Origin of the sequence: Enterobacter sp. JH25, from assembly GCF_021725435.1 — a bacterium.
GTDB classification, from domain to species: domain Bacteria; phylum Pseudomonadota; class Gammaproteobacteria; order Enterobacterales; family Enterobacteriaceae; genus Enterobacter; species Enterobacter intestinihominis.
On record NZ_CP091320.1, the window covers coordinates 123757 to 148503 of the forward strand.

23 protein-coding genes and 3 pseudogenes are annotated in these 24747 nt (G+C 53.0%); 14 read left to right on the plus strand and 12 right to left on the minus strand.

The annotated features are described in order from the left end of the window. Positions 1-182: 182 nt before the first annotated feature. From L2Y28_RS23225 to L2Y28_RS23245, 5 genes are read left to right on the plus strand one after another with little or no spacing between them, the layout of a single operon-like run. Positions 183-563, plus strand: coding sequence for a hypothetical protein (locus L2Y28_RS23225; protein WP_001371925.1), 381 nt, complete (start codon positions 183-185; stop codon positions 561-563). Between the two features lie 57 nt (positions 564-620). Beyond that, positions 621-1286 carry a hypothetical protein gene (locus L2Y28_RS23230; protein ID WP_001447900.1) on the plus strand — a complete coding sequence of 222 codons (666 nt, stop codon included), beginning with the start codon at positions 621-623 and terminating at the stop codon, positions 1284-1286. Positions 1287-1345: 59 nt separating this feature from the next. Further along, positions 1346-1801 carry a hypothetical protein gene (locus tag L2Y28_RS23235; protein ID WP_000916941.1) on the plus strand — a complete coding sequence of 152 codons (456 nt, stop codon included), beginning with the start codon at positions 1346-1348 and terminating at the stop codon, positions 1799-1801. Then, on the plus strand, positions 1773-2078 hold the full coding sequence (locus tag L2Y28_RS23240) for a hypothetical protein (RefSeq protein ID WP_223152485.1): 306 nt from the start codon (positions 1773-1775) through the stop codon (positions 2076-2078). Before L2Y28_RS23235 ends, L2Y28_RS23240 begins: the two co-directional genes overlap by 29 nt. Before the next feature lie 25 nt (positions 2079-2103). Beyond that, the gene (locus L2Y28_RS23245; RefSeq protein WP_001100635.1) at positions 2104-2397 is read left to right on the plus strand and encodes a hypothetical protein; all 294 of its coding nucleotides are present in this window, start codon (positions 2104-2106) and stop codon (positions 2395-2397) included. Between the two features lie 95 nt (positions 2398-2492). On the opposite strand, the gene L2Y28_RS23250 is transcribed toward L2Y28_RS23245, so the two are convergent. Then, the gene (locus tag L2Y28_RS23250) at positions 2493-3197 is read right to left on the minus strand and encodes an IS6-like element IS26 family transposase (protein ID WP_001067855.1); all 705 of its coding nucleotides are present in this window, start codon (positions 3195-3197) and stop codon (positions 2493-2495) included. Positions 3198-3451: 254 nt separating this feature from the next. Between L2Y28_RS23250 and L2Y28_RS25600 the strand changes: the two are divergent. Beyond that, positions 3452-3655, plus strand: a pseudogene (locus tag L2Y28_RS25600) (DDE-type integrase/transposase/recombinase); the annotation flags it as partial. A 363-nt stretch (positions 3656-4018) separates the two neighbouring features. On the opposite strand, the gene tetR reads toward L2Y28_RS25600, so the two are convergent. Next, complete coding sequence (tetR, locus tag L2Y28_RS23255) at positions 4019-4660, minus strand: tetracycline resistance transcriptional repressor TetR (protein ID WP_013851373.1); 642 nt, start codon at positions 4658-4660, stop codon at positions 4019-4021. 127 nt (positions 4661-4787) lie between these two features. On the opposite strand from tetR, the gene tet(A) reads away from it, so the two are divergent. The 3 genes from tet(A) (at position 4788) to L2Y28_RS23270 (ending at position 7746) form a co-directional block, all read left to right on the plus strand. Then, entirely contained in the window at positions 4788-5987 is a 1200-nt protein-coding gene (gene tet(A) / locus L2Y28_RS23260) for a tetracycline efflux MFS transporter Tet(A) (protein WP_031942321.1), read from the plus strand. Between the two features lie 514 nt (positions 5988-6501). Beyond that, on the plus strand, positions 6502-7005 hold the full coding sequence (locus L2Y28_RS23265) for a shikimate dehydrogenase (RefSeq protein WP_013851371.1): 504 nt from the start codon (positions 6502-6504) through the stop codon (positions 7003-7005). Positions 7006-7041: 36 nt separating this feature from the next. Continuing rightward, positions 7042-7746, plus strand: coding sequence for an IS6-like element IS26 family transposase (locus L2Y28_RS23270; RefSeq protein WP_001067855.1), 705 nt, complete (start codon positions 7042-7044; stop codon positions 7744-7746). Positions 7747-8057: 311 nt separating this feature from the next. On the opposite strand, the gene L2Y28_RS23275 is transcribed toward L2Y28_RS23270, so the two are convergent. Next, entirely contained in the window at positions 8058-8627 is a 570-nt protein-coding gene (locus L2Y28_RS23275) for a recombinase family protein (protein ID WP_001749988.1), read from the minus strand. Positions 8628-9019: 392 nt separating this feature from the next. Beyond that, positions 9020-10033, minus strand: a complete 1014-nt coding sequence (gene intI1, locus L2Y28_RS23280) for a class 1 integron integrase IntI1 (RefSeq protein WP_002075255.1) — start codon at positions 10031-10033, stop codon at positions 9020-9022. 176 nt (positions 10034-10209) lie between these two features. Here intI1 and L2Y28_RS23285 point away from each other — a divergent pair, with 176 nt between their 5' ends. Next, complete coding sequence (locus tag L2Y28_RS23285) at positions 10210-10764, plus strand: aminoglycoside N-acetyltransferase AAC(6')-Ib3 (RefSeq protein WP_032488579.1); 555 nt, start codon at positions 10210-10212, stop codon at positions 10762-10764. A 227-nt stretch (positions 10765-10991) separates the two neighbouring features. Here L2Y28_RS23285 and istB read toward each other — a convergent pair whose 3' ends face one another. From istB to L2Y28_RS23310, 5 genes and pseudogenes are all read right to left on the minus strand, one after another. Next, entirely contained in the window at positions 10992-11732 is a 741-nt protein-coding gene (gene istB, locus L2Y28_RS23290) for an IS21-like element helper ATPase IstB (protein WP_012695455.1), read from the minus strand. After that, positions 11719-13227 carry an IS21-like element ISCfr8 family transposase gene (gene istA, locus L2Y28_RS23295; RefSeq protein WP_077249983.1) on the minus strand — a complete coding sequence of 503 codons (1509 nt, stop codon included), beginning with the start codon at positions 13225-13227 and terminating at the stop codon, positions 11719-11721. Before istA ends, istB begins: the two co-directional genes overlap by 14 nt. Positions 13228-13386: 159 nt before the next feature. After that, positions 13387-13689: pseudogene (locus L2Y28_RS23300) on the minus strand (IS6-like element IS26 family transposase); the annotation flags it as partial. 33 nt (positions 13690-13722) lie between these two features. Beyond that, positions 13723-16689 (minus strand): Tn3-like element TnAs1 family transposase, encoded by a 2967-nt coding sequence (locus L2Y28_RS23305; RefSeq protein WP_001138014.1) that lies wholly within the window; start codon positions 16687-16689, stop codon positions 13723-13725. 3 nt (positions 16690-16692) lie between these two features. Then, positions 16693-17253: a recombinase family protein gene (locus L2Y28_RS23310; protein WP_001161490.1), complete on the minus strand. Its 561-nt coding sequence runs from the start codon at positions 17251-17253 to the stop codon at positions 16693-16695. Between the two features lie 309 nt (positions 17254-17562). On the opposite strand from L2Y28_RS23310, the pseudogene L2Y28_RS23315 reads away from it, so the two are divergent. Together L2Y28_RS23315 and L2Y28_RS23320 are read left to right on the plus strand one after the other, a co-directional pair. Next, a pseudogene (locus L2Y28_RS23315) lies at positions 17563-17751 on the plus strand (PAS domain S-box protein); the annotation flags it as partial. A 56-nt stretch (positions 17752-17807) separates the two neighbouring features. Next, positions 17808-18505 (plus strand): IS1-like element IS1B family transposase gene (locus L2Y28_RS23320; RefSeq protein WP_095033700.1). Its coding sequence is split into 2 segments (ribosomal slippage): positions 17808-18057 and positions 18057-18505, totalling 699 coding nucleotides; the frame shifts between segments, so codons are not numbered across the junction. A 10-nt stretch (positions 18506-18515) separates the two neighbouring features. Here L2Y28_RS23320 and L2Y28_RS23325 read toward each other — a convergent pair. Further along, positions 18516-20138, minus strand: a complete 1623-nt coding sequence (locus L2Y28_RS23325; protein ID WP_044704969.1) for a phosphoethanolamine--lipid A transferase MCR-9.2 — start codon at positions 20136-20138, stop codon at positions 18516-18518. Between the two features lie 188 nt (positions 20139-20326). Next, positions 20327-21295, minus strand: a complete 969-nt coding sequence (locus L2Y28_RS23330) for an IS5-like element IS903B family transposase (RefSeq protein ID WP_072196614.1) — start codon at positions 21293-21295, stop codon at positions 20327-20329. Positions 21296-21333: 38 nt separating this feature from the next. On the opposite strand from L2Y28_RS23330, the gene pcoS reads away from it, so the two are divergent. Together pcoS and L2Y28_RS23340 are read left to right on the plus strand one after the other, a co-directional pair. Further along, positions 21334-22680, plus strand: coding sequence for a copper resistance membrane spanning protein PcoS (gene pcoS / locus L2Y28_RS23335; RefSeq protein WP_004248839.1), 1347 nt, complete (start codon positions 21334-21336; stop codon positions 22678-22680). Between the two features lie 217 nt (positions 22681-22897). Beyond that, positions 22898-23332 (plus strand): hypothetical protein, encoded by a 435-nt coding sequence (locus tag L2Y28_RS23340; RefSeq protein ID WP_000723070.1) that lies wholly within the window; start codon positions 22898-22900, stop codon positions 23330-23332. Positions 23333-23589: 257 nt separating this feature from the next. On the opposite strand, the gene L2Y28_RS23345 is transcribed toward L2Y28_RS23340, so the two are convergent. Next, the gene (locus L2Y28_RS23345) at positions 23590-24705 is read right to left on the minus strand and encodes a nickel/cobalt efflux protein RcnA (RefSeq protein ID WP_236919601.1); all 1116 of its coding nucleotides are present in this window, start codon (positions 24703-24705) and stop codon (positions 23590-23592) included. Positions 24706-24747: the final 42 nt, after the last annotated feature.

The window sequence follows — 24747 nt, forward strand, 5'->3', positions numbered from 1 at the left end:
TAATAAGCCAGCCTTTCTTGGGATGATTGATGATGTTGAACACGCTATAAAGCGAAAATGCCCCTTTTTAACCTATAGGTTGGGCACTATGAGTAAGATACAATCAAATCGCCAGTCAGATGGCTAATTTCATTTTGACCAAAGCGGGCTATTTCAAGCGTTATCGCTGAGACGAGGCTTCAATGACAAGTACACTTGACCCATCACACAAGCAAATTGAAATGTGGCGCAGAGCTACCGGTTCCGAAGGTGGACTCAACGAATACCGCAACTGGGTTCTGGAAAATAGTATGAGATTTACAGCATACGGTATCCATACCGTTATCGTCGAAGGTGAGGCGAAGCATATAACAGCGCTTGATGATGTTACCCTCTGTAACGAGTGGGCGAAGCTTAAAAGAGAAAACAATAGGCTTTACGCAGCAAATGAAAAAATTTGCTCTGGCTGGCGTGGTTTTGTGTTGCGTTTGTTAGGAATAACACTGTCATGCAGAAAACCGGTCATCTTACTGGGGGCAGACGCGAAGAATCAAAATGATGCCGTGAAAGGGGCTGATTTGTAATTTTCAGGCGAGCCCACCGTTCTTAGAAAGCTGTTCTATGGGTATGTAAGGAAGATAATGTTCTCTGAACGCTCAGTACACTTAATCACTTCCTGTACAAAGGGCAAGAATCATCAGGGCCACGTCTGGCCGACATTGGACATAGATCCAAAACAAACCCCGGACGACGCAGCATATGCCTGGAGTAACATTGTAGACGACGCCAGAAGTAATCAGGCGGTACCGGCATTGTCCTTGTATTCAGGTAATCACTGGTCTACGGCAAAGGAAATTTTAAACTCAACCAGAAATCTGGAGTTGTGGATAATCTCTGCCGGGATGGGGTTTTTAAATAGTCGAGATCGGGTGCCCTCTTACGAGGCGACATTTCATCAAGTACCATTCAGGCATGATCTCTGGTGGAAAGCCATCACAAAATCACTAGGAAAGCATAACCGTTGCGCAACTATAAGCCAGTTAATGCAGTCCAGTCCGAATGATGAATATTTGATTGCGGCTTCGCCTGTTTATATTTCTGCTGTCCAGAATGACATCCTGAAGGGCATTGAGAGTTTGACTCATCCTCTTACGCAACTAACGATCGTGACATCAGGGGCATATGCTGGCCCACTTGAAGAATACTTAATTAAGAGTTCTTCTAGGATGATGAAAGAGCTAGAGTGCAATATGGTGTGCCTGAATATAAAACTGGCTCAATACATACTTAAAAGTGGTAGTCGTTAGAACTAGACTGTTAATGATACAATTCTCCTGTTATTTTATTTTTATAAAAGGTCTCAAATATGCTCAAAAACAGATTTTCTTTATTGTGTCTTGCTGTGGCATCGTCACTTACTCTTACTGCTTGCGATGTAGTTGATGCTGCCTATGACGAGACTTTAAATGATAATGCACCCGAAATTGTAATAGCTGGAGGATTCAAAATTGATATCCAAGGTAATGCAGTTCCGGTTGAGGGATATGATAATTGCTCTTTGAATACTCTTCAGGGAAGCGTTGATACGGATAAATCAAATTGTATTGTTCTGGATAGAACACGTAAAAAAGTACCGGTTCTAGTTCATTTGTCATCCGGTCCCGTCAAAGAAGAATGGAAGATCGAGCACCAGGTTGAAAAAACCAAATCCGGCAAAAATTTCATCCAAACTCGTATGATTAGACCTGACGGTAACTTTGTAGTGCCTGCATCCTCAGAACGAGGGATCTTTAGTGGCAAACATTACAGTCAAGCCAGCTAAGTCAAGTCTATCCGTTCAAACAGAAAAAGGTTTCTTAAAAATGACGTTATCCGCTGCATTGCAAGGCACTTTTAAAGAGATGAGGAAAGACAATACAGTAGGCATCACAGTTCAAACTTGTTCAGATATTTTTGACAGCAATGTTCCTCCGGCTTATGTTTTCTGGCTTTATCGTCTCAAAGCGGGAGAAACTTTGCCGCGCGGAAGGTTCTTCAGAAAAAGAAAGCCAATCATCAATGTTATGGCAGTTGTTCATGATGCTGCATTCGAAAAATAACTGCGCTATCAGGAAAGTTACTTTTATGAACGTAATTGCAGCTGGAATTTTTTGCTTTATTTTTTACCCTACAGCTTTCGCTTATGCTTGTTATAAAAAGAGATGGCTAGAGTGGATTTTTCTTACTTTAATTATAATTTTTGCTTCTGCCATTTCGATTCAACAATACAATGAAGCGAATTTTGTAAGTGAGTTAAATTACCCTATGTTTATCTCCGCCATATATGGCCTGTCACTGGCATGGTTTCCTTTTCCGATTGCTTATGTTGTTCTGCGCTTCCTTCTTGATGATTTACAGCATGAGTACCCTAAACAGTGAGCAGATTTTAAGACTCATGAACAACATCGAAAGCACGAAACAGGGCACTGTTGCAAAGTTAGCGATGAGGCAGCCTTTTGTCTTATTCAAAGGCCTTACATTTCAAAAACTCTGCTTACCAGGCGCATTTCGCCCAGGGGATCACCATAATAAAATGCTGAGGCCTGGCCTTTGCGTAGTGCACGCATCACCTCAATACCTTTGATGGTGGCGTAAGCCGTCTTCATGGATTTAAATCCCAGCGTGGCGCCGATTATCCGTTTCAGTTTGCCATGATCGCATTCAATCACGTTGTTCCGGTACTTAATCTGTCGGTGTTCAACGTCAGACGGGCACCGGCCTTCGCGTTTGAGCAGAGCAAGCGCGCGACCATAGGCGGGCGCTTTATCCGTGTTGATGAATCGCGGGATCTGCCACTTCTTCACGTTGTTGAGGATTTTACCCAGAAACCGGTATGCAGCTTTGCTGTTACGACGGGAGGAGAGATAAAAATCGACAGTGCGGCCCCGGCTGTCGACGGCCCGGTACAGATACGCCCAGCGGCCATTGACCTTCACGTAGGTTTCATCCATGTGCCACGGGCAAAGATCGGAAGGGTTACGCCAGTACCAGCGCAGCCGTTTTTCCATTTCAGGCGCATAACGCTGAACCCAGCGGTAAATCGTGGAGTGATCGACATTCACTCCGCGTTCAGCCAGCATCTCCTGCAGCTCACGGTAACTGATGCCGTATTTGCAGTACCAGCGTACGGCCCACAGAATGATGTCACGCTGAAAATGCCGGCCTTTGAATGGGTTCATGTGCAGCTCCATCAGCAAAAGGGGATGATAAGTTTATCACCACCGACTATTTGCAACAGTGCCGGCCGAATGTCTGCAGCTCGGTGAATCGGACTTTACGCATGGAGATCTCCTCAGAGGACATAATTAGTATGTCGGAGGATCTCTAAAAGTGAATGGTTCGTTTTGCAGGGATACTTACATGGGGAAACAAGATGAAACTTGAATATATACAGATAAATTAGTGGTCTGGGCGTTCTCGTCAGAAGCAAACAGCCTGCTTGCAAAAACAAGCGCTGGCAATGGCTTGGCAGGGCCGAGGTTGCCCGGGAGGTATAATTTTCCATTCGGACCAGGGAACCCAATATTGCAGCCTGCCGTACCGGATTCTGGCCGCTCAATATGGAATGATGCTCAGCATGAGCCGCAGCGGGAACTGCTGGGATAATGCTTTGCAGAATGACTGTTCCGCAGTCTGAAATCGGAGTGGATACCACGGGGTGGTTATCGGGACAGGACTGAAGCTGCTGGCGATATTGTTCAGTATCAAGGGGTGAGTCCCGAGAGGCGAGACAAGTCAAGGGCGCAGGCTGCGATGCGCAGCACGACATAGCCGGTATTTCCCTGCGGTGCCCCACAAGTATCAATGAAAGCCTCCAACGCGAGCCATTCGCGAGAGCCTTGAGTCCACGCTAAATCTATCTTATCTGCGCAGGGCAGAATGTGAAGACGGCCGCCCTGGCTCTTGCCCGCCAGGCGCACGAGGCGGTGGAAAGGGGGAGGGGATGTTGTCTATATGGCTCTGCTGTAGTGAGCGGGTTGCGCTCCGACAGCGGTCCTGATCAATCGTCACCCTTTCTCGGCCCTTGAATGTTCCTCGCAACGAGCCTCCTTTTCGCCAATCCATCGACAATCACCGCGAGCCCCAGCTCGAACACTGCGTCCGGACCGGCTTCGTCGAAGGTGTCTATCACGGCCCGCAACAACGGAGCCTGTTCAATGGTGCCGCCGCGCTCACCGGCATCGCTGTCGCCGGCCTGCTCCTCAAGCACGGCCCCAACAGTGAAGTAGCTGATTGTCATCAGCGCATTGACGGCGTCCCAAGCCGAAAAACCCGCCTCGCAGAGGAAGCGAAGCTGCGCGTCGACCACTTCCATCTGCGGTGCGCCCGGTCTCGTGCCAGCATGGATACGCGCGCCATCGCGATAAGCGAGCAGCGCCTGCCTGAAGCTGCGGGCATTCCCGATCAGAAATGAGCGCCAGTCGTCGTCGACTCTCGGCACCGAATGCGTATGATTCTCCGCCAGCATGGCTTCGGCCAGTGCGTCGAGCAGCGCCCGTTTGTTCCTGAAGTGCCAGTATAACGCCGGCTGCTGAACCCCCAACCGTTTAGCCAGTTTGCGTGTCGTCAGAGCCTCTACGCCGACCTCATTCAACAGGTCCAGGGCGACACGGATAACTGTATTAGGCTGCAACTTTATCATGCTTGACACTTTATCACTGATAAACATAATATGTCCACCAACTTATCAGTGATAAAGGATCCGTGAGTTCTATCGGACCAGCGGAGGCTGGTCCGGAGGCCAGCGGAGGCTGGTCCGGAGGCCAGACGTGAAACCCAACAGACCCCTGATCGTAATACTGTGCACTGTCGCGCTCGACGCTGTCGGCATCGGCCTGATTATGCCGGTGCTGCCGGGCCTCCTGCGAGATCTGGTTCACTCGAACGACGTCACCGCCCACTATGGCATTTTGCTGGCGCTGTATGCGTTGATGCAATTTGCCTGCGCGCCTGTGCTGGGTGCGCTATCGGATCGTTTCGGCCGGCGGCCGGTCTTGCTCGTCTCGCTGTCCGGCGCCGCTATCGACTACGCCATCATGGCGACGGCGCCTTTCCTTTGGGTTCTCTATATCGGGCGCATCGTGGCCGGCATCACCGGGGCGACTGGTGCGGTAGCCGGCGCCTATATTGCCGATATCACAGATGGGGATGAGCGCGCGCGGTACTTCGGCTTCATGAGCGCCTGTTTCGGGTTCGGGATGGTCGCGGGACCTGTGCTCGGTGGGCTGATGAGCAGTTTCTCCCCCCATGCTCCGTTCTTCGCCGCAGCAGCCTTGAATGGCCTCAATTTCCTGATGGGCATTTTCCTTTTGCCGGAGTCGCACAAAGGCGAACGTCGACCATTACGCCGGGAGGCTCTCAACCCGCTCGCTTCGTTCCGGTGGGTCCGGGGCATGACCGTCATCGCCGCCCTGATGGCTGTCTTCTTCATCATGCAACTCGTCGGACAGGCGCCGGCCACGCTTTGGGTCATCTTCGGCGAGGATCGCTTTCATTGGGACACGAGCTTGATCGGCATTTCGCTTGCCGCATTTGGTATTCTACATTCACTCGCCCAGGCAATGATCACCGGCCCTGTAACCACCAGGCTCGGCGAAAGGCGGGCACTCATGCTCGGAATGATTGCCGACGGCGCAGGCTACATCCTGCTTGCCTTGGCGACAAGGGGATGGATGGCGTTCCCGATTATGGTCCTGCTTGCTTCGGGTGGCATCGGAATGCCGGCGCTGCAAGCAGTGTTGTCCAGGCAGGTAGATGAGGAACGTCAGGGGCAGCTTCAAGGATCTCTTGCGGCGCTCACCAGCCTGACCTCGATCGTCGGGCCCCTCCTCTTCACGGCGATCTATGCGGCCTCTATAACAACGTGGAACGGGTGGGCATGGATTGCAGGTGCCGCCCTCTACTTGCTCTGCCTGCCGGCGCTGCGTCGCGGGTTTTGGAGCGGCGTAGGGCAACGAGCCGATCGCTGATCGTGGGAACGATAGGCCTATGCCATGCGGGTCAAGGCGACTTCCGGCTACCCGTCTTTCAATCACAACAAGTACAGCAATATTAGGACTGCTTTTCGCTCACAGCGGACCTCTAACCCAGCCATCTTGTCCGCTTCGTTCTAAGAACAGACATCCCTCACTTCAGAATGTGTAGTCAACGGGGGACAGGACAATACGAATGTTCCACTAAAAAATACAGATGAGATAATTATTTACACCAAATTTTGGAGATTTATCGTTGTATCAGGTATTAAAAGTACAATTTAAATCTATTATATCTCGCAATAAGCCTGACATGTAGGTTTCTACAAATTCTCTAATTACGTTATTGACATATGAGCATTTGAAGGCGTAACCTTCAATCACTGTATGTAGATGTGTCTTCCCCTGTTGAGGTGGCTGATACAGCATTTCTACTTGCCATTAAACCAGTCTTTCATGTAATCCTATGTAAAATAGTCTGGTTAATTTATTTTACATACGGGTATCAGTGATGAATGAACTCAGTATTGTTAGTGGTAAATTGCAACTGTTGTCGATCATAGGTGACCCGATCGCTCAGGTCAGCGCTCCACTCATGATAAATGCCGCCATCCTTGAAAAACAAATCCCCGACACTTTGATGGTCCCTCTCCATATAAACTCTGTAGGTCTGCAAACCGCTGTCAATGGTCTGAAATGTATTCAGAATTTTCGTGGTGCCATTATAACGATGCCTCACAAACAACATGCGCTTTCATTAATTGATTCAGCCAGTGAATCTGCTATGGCAATCGGAGGATGCAACGTCATCAGGAGGAATGCTCAGGGCCAACTACATGGGGATATGCTCGATGGTGAAGGTTTCGTATCGAGCCTTTTGAAAAGAGGCTTCGATGTGACAGGTAAAAGAGTCTATCTAGCTGGAACAGGCGGTGCTGGCTCAGCTATTGCTTATGCTATGGCCGCCAAACAGGTTGGAGAATTAATTGGCACTGTTGCAAATAGTCGGTGGTGATAAACTTATCATCCCCTTTTGCTGATGGAGCTGTACATGAACCCATTCAAAGGCCGGCATTTTCAGCGTGACATCATTCTGTGGGCCGTACGCTGGTACTGCAAATACGGCATCAGTTACCGTGAGCTGCAGGAGATGCTGGCTGAACGCGGAGTGAATGTCGATCACTCCACGATTTACCGCTGGGTTCAGCGTTATGCGCCTGAAATGGAAAAACGGCTGCGCTGGTACTGGCGTAACCCTTCCGATCTTTGCCCGTGGCACATGGATGAAACCTACGTGAAGGTCAATGGCCGCTGGGCGTATCTGTACCGGGCCGTCGACAGCCGGGGCCGCACTGTCGATTTTTATCTCTCCTCCCGTCGTAACAGCAAAGCTGCATACCGGTTTCTGGGTAAAATCCTCAACAACGTGAAGAAGTGGCAGATCCCGCGATTCATCAACACGGATAAAGCGCCCGCCTATGGTCGCGCGCTTGCTCTGCTCAAACGCGAAGGCCGGTGCCCGTCTGACGTTGAACACCGACAGATTAAGTACCGGAACAACGTGATTGAATGCGATCATGGCAAACTGAAACGGATAATCGGCGCCACGCTGGGATTTAAATCCATGAAGACGGCTTACGCCACCATCAAAGGTATTGAGGTGATGCGTGCACTACGCAAAGGCCAGGCCTCAGCATTTTATTATGGTGATCCCCTGGGCGAAATGCGCCTGGTAAGCAGAGTTTTTGAAATGTAAGGCCTTTGAATAAGACAAAAGGCTGCCTCATCGCTAACTTTGCAACAGTGCCCCTGAGATACAATTATTCGCTCCCTGAAGTGATGCAAACTTCCTGCTGGAGGTGATCAAGTAATTTGCGAGTGAGTGATCAACTGATTTGCGAATGGGGGATCAGATACATGCGAATACACAGGGAGGGGGCTGGGCCGGGCGATCCGGTCAGCGTTGCGGTTTCCGGCGATTTGCGGCCGGTGGCCGGTTAAGTCCGGCGCGGACGCCTTCCATGCCCTGACGGGCATAAGAAAATAAAACCGCCATGCTGCGGTCATTCATGATTTTGTGGTGTAGCGATAAATAGTCATGCGAGAAACGTTGAAGCGCTTAGCAACTGCACCAACTGTCATTTCAGGATCAGCAAGTAAGATTCTAATTTGTTTAACATCTTCTTCAGAAAGTGACGGTTTTCTCCCTCCCACACGGCCCCTTGCGCGTGCAGCTGCAAGGCCTGAGCGCGTTCTTTCAATATTGCGGTTGCGTTCAAAGCTAGAGAATATCGCCATCAGATGCGTATAGATTTCCCCTATAACTGGCGCATTTGTGTCTATTCTGTCCTTGATGGCTATGAAAGTTATTCCGCGTTTCTTCAGGTCGTCGAGTAAAGTAATGACTTGACCCAATGAACCGCCGAGCCGATCTAGTGCCCAAACTACTAGGGTATCTCCCTCGCGCAATGCTTTCAGGCAGTTCTCCAGTTCCGGCGCACCTTTTTTGTCGCGCTTGGGGCCGCTACGTGAGGTCTGATCCTGATAGATTTGCTCACATCCAGCTTTTGTTAGTTCGTCAACCTGGTGCGCCACATCCTGAAGATGCGTAGATTTACGTGCATAGCCGATTTTCATTCTTTTCACGCTAATTAGTTATGGGGTTATTGTTATGTTGATATAGTAACGAGTTTTGTTACATGAGGGGAGTCATTTTTCGGGAGAAGTCAGGACTTTTCAAGACTGTCACAAAAACCATCGTTTTTGATACATTAATTTAACCAATAGGTTGCAGATCAAATCGCCTGTAACAGCCTTTCTGGCTGTTTGTCGTTTTCAGAAGACGGCTGCACTGAACGTCAGAAGCCGACTGCACTATAGCAGCGGAGGGGTTGGATCCATCAGGCAACGACGGGCTGCTGCCGGCCATCAGCGGACGCAGGGAGGACTTTCCGCAACCGGCCGTTCGATGCGGCACCGATGGCCTTCGCGCAGGGGTAGTGAATCCGCCAGGATTGACTTGCGCTGCCCTACCTCTCACTAGTGAGGGGCGGCAGCGCATCAAGCGGTGAGCGCACTCCGGCACCGCCAACTTTCAGCACATGCGTGTAAATCATCGTCGTAGAGACGTCGGAATGGCCGAGCAGATCCTGCACGGTTCGAATGTCGTAACCGCTGCGGAGCAAGGCCGTCGCGAACGAGTGGCGGAGGGTGTGCGGTGTGGCGGGCTTCGTGATGCCTGCTTGTTCTACGGCACGTTTGAAGGCGCGCTGAAAGGTCTGGTCATACATGTGATGGCGACGCACGACACCGCTCCGTGGATCGGTCGAATGCGTGTGCTGCGCAAAAACCCAGAACCACGGCCAGGAATGCCCGGCGCGCGGATACTTCCGCTCAAGGGCGTCGGGAAGCGCAACGCCGCTGCGGCCCTCGGCCTGGTCCTTCAGCCACCATGCCCGTGCACGCGACAGCTGCTCGCGCAGGCTGGGTGCCAAGCTCTCGGGTAACATCAAGGCCCGATCCTTGGAGCCCTTGCCCTCCCGCACGATGATCGTGCCGTGATCGAAATCCAGATCCTTGACCCGCAGTTGCAAACCCTCACTGATCCGCATGCCCGTTCCATACAGAAGCTGGGCGAACAAACGATGCTCGCCTTCCAGAAAACCGAGGATGCGAACCACTTCATCCGGGGTCAGCACCACCGGCAAGCGCCGCGACGGCCGAGGTCTTCCGATCTCCTGAAGCCAGGGCAGATCCGTGCACAGCACCTTGCCGTAGAAGAACAGCAAGGCCGCCAATGCCTGACGATGCGTGGAGACCGAAACCTTGCGCTCGTTCGCCAGCCAGGACAGAAATGCCTCGACTTCGCTGCTGCCCAAGGTTGCCGGGTGACGCACACCGTGGAAACGGATGAAGGCACGAACCCAGTTGACATAAGCCTGTTCGGTTGGTAAGCTGTAATGCAAGTAGCGTATGCGCTCACGCAACTGGTCCAGAACCTTGACCGAACGCAGCGGTGGTAACGGCGCAGTGGCGGTTTTCATGGCTTGTTATGACTGTTTTTTTGTACAGTCTATGCCTCGGGCATCCAAGCAGCAAGCGCGTTACGCCGTGGGTCGATGTTTGATGTTATGGAGCAGCAACGATGTTACGCAGCAACGATGTTACGCAGCAGGGCAGTCGCCCTAAAACAAAGTTAGGCATCACAAAGTACAGCATCGTGACCAACAGCAACGATTCCGTCACACTGCGCCTCATGACTGAGCATGACCTTGCGATGCTCTATGAGTGGCTAAATCGATCTCATATCGTCGAGTGGTGGGGCGGAGAAGAAGCACGCCCGACACTTGCTGACGTACAGGAACAGTACTTGCCAAGCGTTTTAGCGCAAGAGTCCGTCACTCCATACATTGCAATGCTGAATGGAGAGCCGATTGGGTATGCCCAGTCGTACGTTGCTCTTGGAAGCGGGGACGGATGGTGGGAAGAAGAAACCGATCCAGGAGTACGCGGAATAGACCAGTTACTGGCGAATGCATCACAACTGGGCAAAGGTTTGGGAACCAAGCTGGTTCGAGCTCTGGTTGAGTTGCTGTTCAATGATCCCGAGGTCACCAAGATCCAAACGGACCCGTCGCCGAGCAACTTGCGAGCGATCCGATGCTACGAGAAAGCGGGGTTTGAGAGGCAAGGTACCGTAACCACCCCAGATGGTCCAGCCGTGTACATGGTTCAAACACGCCAGGCATTCGAGCGAACACGCAGTGATGCCTAACCCTTCCATCGAGGGGGACGTCCAAGGGCTGGCGCCCTTGGCCGCCCCTCATGTCAAACGTTAGGCGTCATGCATGAACCACACCGTCCCCGCAGAGGTATCCGCTCAGGTGCGGATAGTCGTCGACGTCATAAAGTCACATTTGGAGCCTGTGCTTCTTGCCATTTGTCAATGGCCATTAATTTTGACCCACCTTTGGCCAATAAAATTGACCCACCCTTGCACGTTTAACCCGTTGTTTTCTGTTTCAGCCGATAGCTCTCTCCTCCCAGCATAAAGATGTGTGAGTGATGGATGATTCGGTCGATGATCGGTACTGCCACGTTGTCGTCGTGGAAGAACTCGCCCCAGCAGGTGAAGTCCTTGTTGGTGGTCAGGATGATAGACCGGTATTCGTACAGACTGTTGATCAGCTGGAACAGGTTGTAGCGGGCCTGCCGGGTCATGGGCAGGTAGCCCAGCTCATCGATGATCAAGAGGTCGACCTTGCTCAGCTGGCTGATTTTCTTTTTCAGCTCGCCCTTCATTTCTGCCAGCTCCAGTTCTTCCACCAACTCCAGCGCGGTGCGAAACAATACCCGGTATCCGGCCTCGACGGCCTTGTGGCCAATCCCGATGGCCAGGTGGGTCTTGCCCACGCCTGGCGGGCCGATGAAGATCACGTTGTTGCGCTCGTCGATGAACCGGAAGTCCAGCAGGCTGTTGATCTGGCGCTTGCTGATGGTGGTCTGGTGGCGATAGTCAAAGCCCTCCAGATGCTTGTGCGCAGGAAAGCCTGCCGTCTTGTAATTGCGCTGTACCCGGTTGGCCTGACGCTGCTGGAGTTCGTATTCAGCCAGTCGCTGTGCAAAGCTCAGGAACGACATTTCACTGGCTTCGGCCTCGGCCAGTAACTGGGCGAGCTCTGCGGCGATGGAGGTCATGCGCAGGCTACGGTACTGGGCGGCAGTCTGTTCAAGCATGCCCATGGGTCACCTCCTGGCCAGTCGAGCGGCCAAGCTGTCGGTATGCACTCAAGTCCAGCTCTGACGGAGCCTCTGGCACGGGCTCAGGCAGACGCTCACGCCGGCTGGCCAGCTGGGTGGCCACCAGATACGCTTCGATCTGTCGGGCGGTCAGGCCCGGCTTCTGGCTCAGGTTCAACAGCATGTCCCGTTCAACAGGTGCGTGCTTACTCAGCAGGTTGCGTACTGCGAACAGTTGATCCTTATAGACCTTGGGCAAGGATCTCCGCAACTGATCACACAAGGCCAGGCTGAGTGCCTCGTCGCCCACCAGTACTTGAATGTCCTGCTCCAGCTGCTGCCGGCGCTGGGCATGGTCACGGTAGTGGTGGGTGTTTTTGATAATCTGACCTTTGCCGCCCGCCAACGCATGCTGGGCAATCACTTCGCCAGTTTGTAGATCAATCACATGCAGCTGGCTGTCGTCTTCCAGCACACCGACACGGCTTTGCTGCCAGGCCATGGGCACAGAGTACTTGTTGGCCTTCCAGGAGATCAGTCCGGTCTTATCCGCCTTGCGGGTCTCACGGGCTTCAGATGTGACGCAAGAGGGTGACAGGTAGGGCTTGAGCAGAGCCTGTTCGTCACGTTCAAAACGCAGCTGAGGTGCCTCACCTGTGGTGCCGTGTGCCCGCACATTGGCGACCTTGTCCAGCCAGTGATGCACATGCTCGCGCAGGTGCTGCTCATCACGGAAGGTCTCGCCGTAAAAGCAGTCCTGCTTGACGTATTTGACGCCCGCTTCAACCTTGCCCTTGCTCTCGGGGTCATAGCCTTCGCAAGCATGGATACGAAAGCCGGCTGTGGTGGCGTACTGATGAAAACGCTCGTTGAGGGTCAGCTCCCGGTATTTCTCCTCAATCACCACCAGCTTGGTCTGGTCGTACACCAGCTCTTCAGGCATGCCGCCAAAGTAGCGCAGCGCTTCGTCATGCAGCTGGATGAACTGCCGGGTATCCAGCGGCTTAAACGACAGGCCCACATACATCAGCCGCGAGTACGCCAGCACAAACACAACAAAGTGCACCACTGTTTCCACGCCACCAATCAGCACGTTACGCAGCTCGCCCGGGTCAACCTGGCACTGCACACCCGGCACCTCATCAACCACCGGCTCGTAATATCGGTGCTGACCGGTTGCAACCTCTTCCTTCAGCGCGCTGACGTAACGACGAATACTGCGCTCGGAGGTCGGCAGCTCACCCAGTTTCTCCTTGAGCTTGCGGGCAATCTTGACTGCACTGAGCCCGGGAAAGCTGGCCAGCAAGCTGATCAGGTATCCCCGGTAGGTGTCGAGCTGTTTGCTGCGGACAGGGTTATCCAGCTTGCGGGCAGTGGTTGTTTCATCCTGACGCAGATACTTGCGCACGCTGTTGCGCGAGATGCCCAGCTCCCGGCTGATGGCCCGAATGGAAAGTCCTTTGCCATCGTCATGTAATGATTTTATTTTGTGTATCACGTTCCACCTCATCATCAGAACGGTTCCCGGCCTGCCAAAAGGCTGGGAACCCTATCTGCATTTCTGGCCGGTTGGCCACCTTGGGGTGGGTCAAAATTAATGGCCAGGGCACTGTTGCAAAGTTAGCGATGAGGCAGCCTTTTGTCTTATTCAAAGGCCTTACATTTCAAAAACTCTGCTTACCAGGCGCATTTCGCCCAGGGGATCACCATAATAAAATGCTGAGGCCTGGCCTTTGCGTAGTGCACGCATCACCTCAATACCTTTGATGGTGGCGTAAGCCGTCTTCATGGATTTAAATCCCAGCGTGGCGCCGATTATCCGTTTCAGTTTGCCATGATCGCATTCAATCACGTTGTTCCGGTACTTAATCTGTCGGTGTTCAACGTCAGACGGGCACCGGCCTTCGCGTTTGAGCAGAGCAAGCGCGCGACCATAGGCGGGCGCTTTATCCGTGTTGATGGGGAGCCCGCAGAATTCGGAAAAAATCGTACGCTAAGGTTTTCCGGGCATCCGTAAGGGCCGAAACTTCCCGTCTTCCAGTCTGCGGCTCTGCCGCCAGACGTAATCGCCGGTTAGGTTGATGTGCTCCCAGCCCAGCGGCGACAGGAATTGCAGCAGCTCGCCGTCCACCGGCTTGCCGGCCTCGACCAACCCCTGGGTGGCGCGTTCCAGGTACACCGTGTTCCACAGCACGATAGCCGCCGTCACCAGGTTGAGGCCGCTGGCCCGGTAGCGCTGCTGCTCGAAGCTCCGATCCCTGATTTCCCCAAGGCGGTTGAAGAACACCGCCCTGGCCAGCGAGTTGCGCGCCTCACCTTTGTTCAGGCCGGCATGCACGCGGCGGCGCAGTTCAACACTTTGCAGCCAGTCCAGGATGAACAGCGTGCGCTCGATCCGGCCCAGCTCGCGCAGGGCCACGGCCAGTCCGTTCTGGCGCGGGTAGCTGCCGAGCTTGCGCAGCATCAGCGAGGCGGTGACGGTGCCCTGCTTGATCGAGCTGGCCAGGCGCAGGATGTCGTCCCAGTGGGCACGCACGTGCTTGATGTTCAGGGTGCCGCCGATCAGCGGGCGCAACGTCGGGTAGGCTTGCACGCCCTGCGGCACGTACAGCTTGGTTTCGCCGAGGTCGCGGATGCGCGGCGCGAAGCGGAAGCCTAGCAGGTGCATCAGGGCAAAGACGTGATCGGTGAAGCCGGCCGTGTCGGTGTAGTGCTCCTCGATCCGCAGGTCGGACTCGTGGTACAGCAGGCCGTCGAGCACATAGGTGGAATCGCGGACGCCGACATTCACCACGCGGGTGCTGAACGGCGCGTACTGGTCGGAGATATGGGTATAGAACAGCCGTCCCGGCTCGCTACCGTACTTCGGGTTGACGTGCCCGGTGCTCTCGCCCCGGCCACCCGCGCGGAAGCGCTGGCCATCGGAGGATGAGGTCGTGCCGTCGCCCCAGTGGGCGGCAAAGGCGTGGCGATACTGGTGGTTGACCAGCTCGGCCAAGGCCGCCGAATAGGTTTCGTCGCGGATGTGCCAGGCTTGCAGCCAGGACAGCTTGGCGTAGGTCAGGCCGGGGCTCGACTCGGCCATCTTGGTCAGCCCGAGGTTGATCGCATCACCGAGGATTGCGGACAGCAGCAACGTCCTGTCTTTGGCCTCGGCCCCGTCCTTCAAGTGGGTGAAGTGGCGGCTGAAGCCCGTCCAGTCGTCCACGTCCATCAGCAGTTCGGTGATCTTGATGCGCGGCAGTAACTGGCTGGTTTGGTCGATCAGCGCCTGCGCCCGATCCGGCACCGCCGCATCCAGCGGGGTGATTTTCAGCCCTGACTCGGTGAGGATGGCATCGGGCAGCTCGTTGTCCTTGGCCAGGCGGGTGACGGTGGCCAACTGCTCGTCCAGCAGCTGCAAACGCTCTTCCAGGTACTGGTCGCTGTTCGGGTTGATCGCCAGGGGCAGGGCCTGCTCGCGCTTGAGTGCGGCGAACTTCTCGGCCGGCAGCAGGTAGTCGTCGAAGTCGCGGAACTGCCGCGAGCCCTTGACCCAGATGTCGCCGGAGCGCAGGGCGTTCTTCAGCTCGGACAGGGCGCAGATTTCGTAGAATTTCCGGTCGAGGCCTTCCGGGGTGATCACCAGCGGCTTCCAGCGCGGCTTGATGAAGGCCGTGGGTGCATCGGCCGGCACCTTGCGCAGGTTGTCGGCGTTCATCTCACGCAGGGTCTGCACGGCTGCCAGCACGCCTTGCGCGGCCGGCGCGGCGCGCAGTTCCAGCACCTCCAGCAAGGCCGGCGTGTAACGGCGCAGGGTGGCGAAGTTCTCGCCGACCAGGTGCAGGTGGTCGAAGCCTTCCGGCCGGGCCAGCAGCTCGGCCTCGCTGACGCTCTCGGTGAACTCGTCCCAGGGAATCACCGCCTCGATGGCGGCATAGGGGTCGCTGCCGCTTTCCTTCGCTTCCAGCAGCGCCTGGCCGATCCTGGAGTACAGGCGCACCTTGTCGTTGATCGCCTTGCCCTGCTTCTGGAACTGCTGCTGATGCTTGTGCTTCGCGCCGCTGAACAGCTTGACCAGGATGCGGTCATGCAGATCGACCAGCTCATCGATCACGGTCGCGGTGCTCTCCAGCACCACGGCGGCCAGGGTCGCGTAGCGGCGCTGCGGCTCGAACTTACCGAGGTCTTTGGGCGTCATCTGCCCACCCTCGCGGGCCAGCTTGAGCAGGCGGTTCTGGTGGATGTGCCGGCCCAGGCCTTCGGGCAAGTCCACCAACTGAAATGTCTTCAGCCGCTCGATGTGTTCCAGCATGTGCCGAGAGTTGGGTTTCAGCGGTGCCTGGCGCAGCCAGGTCAACCAGGTGATGCTGCTGCCGGCCTTGAGCTTCAACAGCTCGTCCAGCTTGGCCCGATGCGAGTCCGTGAGTGGTTCGACCAGGGCGCGGTAGACCCGCCGATTGGCTCGCGCAATGGCTTCCGAGCAGGCCCGGTCAATCACGCTCAGCGCCGGCAGGATGCGTCGTTTCTGCCGTAGGCTCTCCAGGGCCTGACCGGCCAGCAGCAAGCCTTTGTCGGTCTGCTGGGCCAGCTCGGTTAGCTCGCGCACCAGGGCGCGGAAGTCGGACAGGCCGAACGGGGCCAGTTGCAGGTAGGTGCGCAGTTCCTGGGCATGCTCGCGACGGGTCACGTCGCGCTCGCCGTACTTTGCCCAGCTCGCCGGCTCGGCCTGGACTTGCTTCGCCACCCACAGGATGACCGGCTCGGGCAGCTCGCTGTCGGTTCCCAGCGCGTAACCGGGGTAGCGCAGCAGGCAGAGCTGCACGGCGAAGCCGAGGCGGTTGGCGTCGCCGCGTCGCTGGCGGATCAGCGACAGGTCGGAGTCGTTGAAGGTGTAGTAGCGGATCAGGTCATCCTGGCTTTCCGGCAGCGCAAGCAGGGTGTCCCGCTCCGTGGCCGAGAGGATCAAGCGACGCGGCATGTGTCAGTCGTCCGTGCGGAGGTACTGGTAGAGGGTTTCCCGGCTGATGTTGAACTCGCGGGCAAGCTGCGCCTTGGGCTCGCCGGCCGTCGCTCGCTGCCGCAGGGTAGCAGCCTGCTCATCGGACAGGGCTTTCTTGCGGCCCCGGTACGCGCCACGCTGCTTGGCCAAGGCGATGCCCTCACGCTGCCGCTCGCGGATCAGGGCGCGCTCGAACTCAGCGAAGGCCCCCATCACCGACAGCATCAGGTTGGCCATCGGCGAGTCCTCGCCAGTGAACACCAGGCCCTCCTTCAGGAACTCGATGCGCACGCCGCGCTGAGTCAGCTTCTGTACCAAGCGACGCAGGTCATCGAGGTTGCGGGCCAGCCGATCCATGCTGTGCACCACCACTGTATCGCCTTCGCGGACGAAGCTCAGCAGCGCTTCGAGCTGGGGGCGCTGGGTGTCCTTGCCCGATGCCTTGTCGGTGAACACCTTGCTCACCTGGGTTTGTTCCAGCTGGCGTTCCGGGTTCTGGTCAAAGCTGCTGACCCGGACGTAGCCGATGCGGTGCCCCTGCACGATGTCTCCTTGGTTGAAGGCGGCTTAAGTGCACTTTCTGTTCCGTTGTGCCTCAAAGCCCATTTCTGTCAGGCTGAAATCTATAACCTTCGCGGGCATGTGTCAAAAAATGGGAAAGCAGACTCTATTCTGACGAAGCGGCGCGGCCCTGCCTGACATCAAGTTAGGGTATAGCCTAGATTGACATGCGCGATGCAACCCTTAACTTGCTTGCACCTATCGTTTCCATGCTAGCTTTATCGTAACGCTCAAGAAATTGGGCTTAATGCCGAAAACAATAAAATAAAACAGCCAACCCTTGAGGTTCTTATGCGCCAGAATTTACCAGTGACGGGTCGAAACTTAGAACTCCCAAAAGATGCCAATATTCTTTCGACTACCTCCCCTCAAAGCCATATCACGTACGTTAATCCTGACTTCATTAAAATCAGTGGTTTCACTGAGGAAGAACTATTAGGCCAGCCTCACAACATCGTAAGACACCCAGATATGCCGCCTGGGTGATGCTGCCAACTTACTGATTTAGTGTATGATGGTGTTTTTGAGGTGCTCCAGTGGCTTCTGTTTCTATCAGCTGTCCCTCCTGTTCAGCTACTGACGGGGTGGTGCGTAACGGCAAAAGCACTGCCGGACATCAGCGCTATCTCTGCTCTCACTGCCGTAAAACATGGCAACTGCAGTTCACTTACACCGCTTCTCAACCCGGTACGCACCAGAAAATCATTGATATGGCCATGAATGGCGTTGGATGCCGGGCAACCGCCCGCATTATGGGCGTTGGCCTCAACACGATTTTCCGCCATTTAAAAAACTCAGGCCGCAGTCGGTAACCTCGCGCATACAGCCGGGCAGTGACGTCATCGTCTGCGCGGAAATGGACGAACAGTGGGGATACGTCGGGGCTAAATCGCGCCAGCGCTGGCTGTTTTACGCGTATGACAGGCTCCGGAAGACGGTTGTTGCGCACGTATTCGGTGAACGCACTATGGCGACGCTGGGGCGTCTTATGAGCCTGCTGTCACCCTTTGACGTGGTGATATGGATGACGGATGGCTGGCCGCTGTATGAATCCCGCCTGAAGGGAAAGCTGCACGTAATCAGCAAGCGATATACGCAGCGAATTGAGCGGCATAACCTGAATCTGAGGCAGCACCTGGCACGGCTGGGACGGAAGTCGCTGTCGTTCTCAAAATCGGTGGAGCTGCATGACAAAGTCATCGGGCATTATCTGAACATAAAACACTATCAATAAGTTGGAGTCATTACCAGCCACGGCATTCGCGGAACAAATCGCGGTCAGGATTATAGACGCTGGTGCTTACGTCCCACAGCCCCAAAATCGATGAGAACAGGTTGTCGTGGGAATATGATTTTTTCGCCGCATTATTTTCAAGGCAAGACATGTTGATGTGTTTCCCGGCGATAAAGCCCGGTGACATCCAGACCTGCATCGGAATATGCGTCTGCTGATCCGGTGCCAGTTTGTACGGCGTGCCGTGCAGATATAGCCCGCTTTCGCCCAATGATTCACCATGATCGGACACATAAAGCAGCACGGTGTTGTACTGATCGCTGTAATTTTTTAGCTTTTCAATCATCTCAGCTAATACATAGTCTGTATAACGAAGGGTGTTGTCGTAGGTGTTGACCAATTGTTCCTGAGTACAGTTTTCGATATCGCTACGTGCACATTCGGGCATGAAGTGGCGATGCTCAGCCGGATAACGCAGGTAATAAGTCGGTCCATGGCTGCCAATGATATGGAAGGCGACAAGCTTATCACCTGGCATTTTGGCGATTTCATCATCAAGGTTTTCCAGCATCACCTCGTCATGGCACGTTTTGCCATCGCACAGTTTCGGGTTATCACTAGGCTTAATTTCGACAGTCGGGATGCGGCTACATACGCCTTTACAACCGCCATCGTTCTCTTTCCATAACAGCGAGACACCGGTTTTCTGCACGATGTCGAGGAAATTTTCACTGTTAGATGCTTTTTTACTGTCGTACTCGGTGCGATTCATATTCGAGAACATGCACGGAACGGATATTGCGGTAGCGGTACCGCAGGAATGCATATTTTTAAACGAAATAACGCCGCCGGATTTGCTGGTAAAGGCATTGGTATCACGCGAATAACCGTTCATCGAGAAATTCTGGCTGCGTGCCGTTTCGCCAATCACCAGGAACATCAGCGTGGGTTTTTCGTGAGCGACGACGCGTTTAGCATCATTCCCCAGCGTCTGGAAAGGCACTTTAGTCGTAAAGTACGTATCCTTAACATACTGGAAAGTGCTGTAAGCGTAGTTCGCCGGGATGATCTCTTTATTCAATGTCGAGTTATTGCGGCCGACAGAGGCATAATCCTGATAATAAAGTGCGGCAACACCTGCAATCAAACTCAACGATGCCAGCACGGAGAGCAAACGGTAAGCAATGCCTTTATACCATTTTTCAGGATATTGAATTTTTATTGAAAAAAGGAGGATGGCAGGAAGGATACCGGTAAAGACGAACCATATAATAATTGAGCCATTAAGATAGGAATGCGCTTCCTGGGGGTTAGTTTCAATAATGTTTTGAATCATCGTTTGATCAAACATTACTTTATATTTTAGTGTCGAATAACTGACCAGTGAGCCAGTGATAAACAGTAAAGCAAAGAAAGGTTTCAGCAGAAAACGAACTGAGAAAGGCATAAAAACAACGTTAAGCGCCGCAACCAGAACAAAGGGAATAGAAATGACAAAACCAATTTTGACATGCTCTAAATGCGACAAAATCTCGTAAAAATGCAGCAATATTGGCCAGTTAAGTAAAAACGCAAAGATCATTGCCAGAAGTAAAACCAGCGGAATAACTTTCACCCTGAAAAGTACAGGCATTAACACCTCCGGAAAATAGTAAACCAGTAAAAACATTGATGATAATTACAACAATTCAATCTAATATTATGATTGCCTTATTCGCTGCAAAGCAGAGATTATCATTCTGAAATCTTAGGTTAACCTTAACGAGGCTTTGTTGAATAAATCAGATTTCGGGTAAGTCTCCCCCGTAGCGGGTTGTGTTTTCAGGCAATACGCACGCTTTCAGGCATACCTGCTTTCGTCATTTTGTTCAGCGCTCGTACCAGGGCCATAGCCTCCGCAACCTGACCATCGTAGTCACGCAGCGTCAGTGAACCCCCGAACAGCTGTTTTACCCGGTACATCGCCGTTTCCGCTATCGAGCGACGGTTGTAATCTGTTGTCCATTTCCACCGCGCATTACTCCCGGTCATTCGCTGATTAGCCACTGCACGGTTACGGTCTGCATATTCACCGGGCCAGTAACCCGCACCTTTTCGGGGAGGGATAAGCGCGCTGATTTTCTTATGCCGCAGTTCATCGTGACATAGCCGGGTATCGTAAGCGCCATCGGCGGCGGCTGACCTGATTTTCCGGTGGGTTTGCCGGATTAACCCGGGGAAGGCCTCTGAGTCCGTAACGTTGTTCAGCGACAGGTCAGCGCAGATGATTTCATGTGTTTTACTGTCAACGGCGAGATGCAGCTTACGCCAGATACGGCGGCGTTCCTGGCCATGCTTTTTGACTTTCCACTCGCCTTCACCGAAGACCTTCAGCCCGGTGGAATCAATTACCAGGTGTGCGATTTCACCCCGGGTGGGCGTTTTGAAACTGACATTAACCGACTTTGCCCGCCTGCTGACACAGCTGTAATCCGGGCAGCGTAGCGGAACGTTCATCAGAGAAAAAATGGAATCAATAAAGCCCTGCGCAGCGCGCAGGGTCAGCCTGAATACGCGTTTAATGACCAGCACAGTCGTGATGGCAAGGTCAGAATAGCGCTGAGGTCTGCCTCGTGAAGAAGGCGCTGCCGACTCATACCAGGCCTGAATAGCTTCATCATCCAGCCAGAAAGTTATGGAGCCACGGTTGATGAGGGCTTTATTGTAGGTGGGCCAGTTGGTGATTTTGAACTTTTGCTTTGCCACGGAACGGTCTGCGTTGTCGGGAAGATGCGTGATCTGATCCTTCAACTCAGCAAAAGTTCGATTTATTCAACAAAGCCGCGGTGATGCTTACGGTATGGTGGTTATCAAGTTTTATCCTGATTAGCACCCTTAATGGCTATTTCGATAATCAGGACCGCGATTTTCTGACAGGTAAACTTCAGCTCACCGAAGAGTTTCTTAAAACAGAGACGTTCCGGAACAAAACGGATATTAAGTCATTATCAGAAAAAATAAACGATGCGATGGTAGGGCACAATGGTTTATTCATTTCTATAAAAAACATGGAAAATGAAAAAATTGTTGAACTCTATGCCAAAAATTCTGTTGTTCCAGCGGTCCTGCTTAATAAGTCGGGTGATATTCTCGACTATATGATCCAGACGGAAGAAAATAACACCGTGTACCGCAGTATCTCGCGGCGGGTTGCCGTGACGCCGGAACAGGGTAAAAGCAAACATGTCATCATTACGGTTGCCACGGATACTGGGTATCACACCCTGTTTATGGATAAGCTCAGTACCTGGCTGTTCTGGTTCAATATCGGTCTGGTCTTTATTTCTGTTTTTCTGGGCTGGCTGACCACACGTATTGGTCTGAAACCGCTACGGGAAATGACCAGTCTGGCTTCCTCCATGACCGTACACAGCCTGGATCAGCGTCTTAATCCCGATTTGGCTCCGCCGGAAATTTCTGAGACCATGCAGGAGTTCAATAACATGTTCGATCGCCTGGAGGGGTCATTCCGGAAACTGTCAGATTTCTCGTCTGACATCGCGCATGAGCTGCGCACAGCGGTCAGTAATCTGATGATGCAGACGCAGTTTGCACTGGCTAAGGAAAGGGATGTTTCGCATTACCGCGAAATCTTATTCGCTTACCTGGAAGAACTGAAAAGGTTGTCACGAATGACCAGTGATATGCTTTTTCTGGCACGTTCAGAGCATGGTCTGCTGCAGCTGGATAAACATGATGTGGATCTGGCCGCCGAACTGAATGAATTACGTGAGCTGTTCGAGCCTCTGGCAGACGAAACAGGAAAGACAATCACCGTTGAAGGAGAGGGCGTTGTTGCCGGAGACAGCGATATGCTGCGACGTGCTTTCAGTAACCTGCTTTCCAATGCAATCAAGTATTCTCCCGATAACACCTGTACAGCGATACACCTTGAGCGTGACAGTGACTGTGTGAACGTGATGATTACGAATACGATGTCCGGCCAGGTTCCCGCTAATCTGGAACGTTTGTTTGATCGGTTCTATCGAGCTGATTCATCAAGGGTCCACAACACGGAAGGCGCGGGGCTGGGATTATCAATTACAAGGTCGATCATTCATGCTCATGGCGGCGAGCTGTCAGCAGAACAGCAGGGGCGGGAAATTGTGTTCAGTGTGCGCCTGTTAATGGATTAATCCCGTTCTTCAGGAGAAACCTGGAAGGTGACAAAATTGTCATCATTCAGTCACGCGATAAACAGAGGCGGTTTTTTATAATCATACATAAATCAGGAGCAGAGTGATAACGCAATCGCCTGGTTCCTGGAGTGATGAATAACCCGCCCTGAGATCAAATGCTTTCTCTGTTATAAGCCGTTGATTGTTTGGGTATGAAAACACCGGAGACCCAACCATGAAAAAGATCCTTGTATCATTTGTTGCCATTATGGCTGTCGCTTCATCCGCCATGGCTGCAGAGACAATGAACATGCATGACCAGGTAAATAATGCCCAGGCACCCGCCCATCAGATGCAGTCAACCTCTGAAAAAAGCGCTGTTCAGGGAGACAGTATGACAATGATGGATATGAGCGGACACGATCAGGCTGCAATGTCCCATGAAATGATGCAAAACGGCAACGCTTCTGCCCACCAGGACATGGCGGAGATGCATAAAAAAATGATGAAAGGCAAACCAGGGGCCACCAACGAATCAGCAACGTCATTTTCAGAAATGAACGAGCATGAAAAAGCCGCTGTTGTGCACGAGAAGGCGAATAATGGTCAGTCTTCCGTTATTCATCAGCAGCAGGCTGAAAAGCATCGCAGCCAGATCACCCAGAATTAACCCGCAGCTCCACTTGTTAGACCCTCATTTGACGCCGAAGTCACTGGCTTACGCTCCCGTCCGGGAGCGTTTTTTTTATTCTTTCATTTATCATTGAGTCTTATGGGAATGGATTTAATCAGTTACTTAATCCCTGCCTCAGCAACAAGTCCCGGAAAGAGCAGCTTTATATTCCGGGTTTTTCTGCTCATAACCTCAACGGTGGCGCTTAGGATGTACTTTGTAAGTACCCAGAGTGTGTGTCATCAGTACCGGTGTTAATGCACCAGCCCATTCCAGCCATGTATACCCATGTAAATCCCAACAGCAGCAATCAGGGCGCTTGAAATATAGGGGGCTCTTCTGGCGATGGTATTGAAGCCACTCCAGCGTTTGGCGACCTGACGAACGCTGATCGCCGCACCCACTCCAACCGTTACGAGGGTCAATGCCAGGCCGATACTGAAACAAACAACCAGTGTGGCACCCAGCGTAAGCGCTTTAAGCTGAAGGCAGATCAACAATACAGTTATAGCTGCCGGGCAAGGGATAAGCCCTCCTGTCAGTCCAAATATCAGGATTTGCCCGTTGGTTACTTCTTTCCCGTCGAAGCGGCGTTTTATGTCATTGGCATGAGCCAGTTCGTGAGCGTCCTGATACTCTTTCGAATTCACATCCAGCCCATCAAGCTCAGAGTGGTCATGGTCATGGTCGTGTTCAGCGAACGCCACATCATAGTCATGGACATGACCACGATGTCCCAGAGACAGACGTACGTTGAAACTGTGAGGCTCAGGGATGGGAGATGTTGACTCCAGATAATCACCATGATCAACAAATTCAAAAGTCTGAGAGATCGTACTGTTTTCCCGAAGTGTGGTTAATGAGATATCTTCAGAAGCCCATCTTTGGCCACTAAGAGTGCGTAGCCGCCAGTGGGGAAGTTGTCCTTCTTCAAAAATGGACAGTTCAACTTTTCCATGGTCAGTATCGATCAACCTTGTTTCGTCATGGTGATGATGTTCATTCTCCTGCATTCCCTCCAGCCAGTTTTTCTCACCGCTCCAGGTTCGCCAGAACATCCAAAAAGCCGTACCAAGGATGATCACTGAAGAGACCATCTGTAGCCAGGGTTCGGCTGATTCTGCGGTAAATTTATTACTGATATACATCCCTCCAAAAGCAATCAGCCATACGACTGCAGTGTGCGACAATGTTGCCGCGACACCCAGCATCACGGCCTGACGTACGGTGCCTTTTATAGCAATGATGAATGCTGCCATCATTGTTTTGGAGTGCCCGGGCTCCAGTCCATGAAGCGCGCCAAGCAGAATGGCGCTGGGGATGAAAAACCATGCGTTGCCTTGCTGAAGAAGTGTCGTAAATTCGTTCATGAGAATCATTCTTGGTTATTAAGTGTAGGCCGGATTCTACTC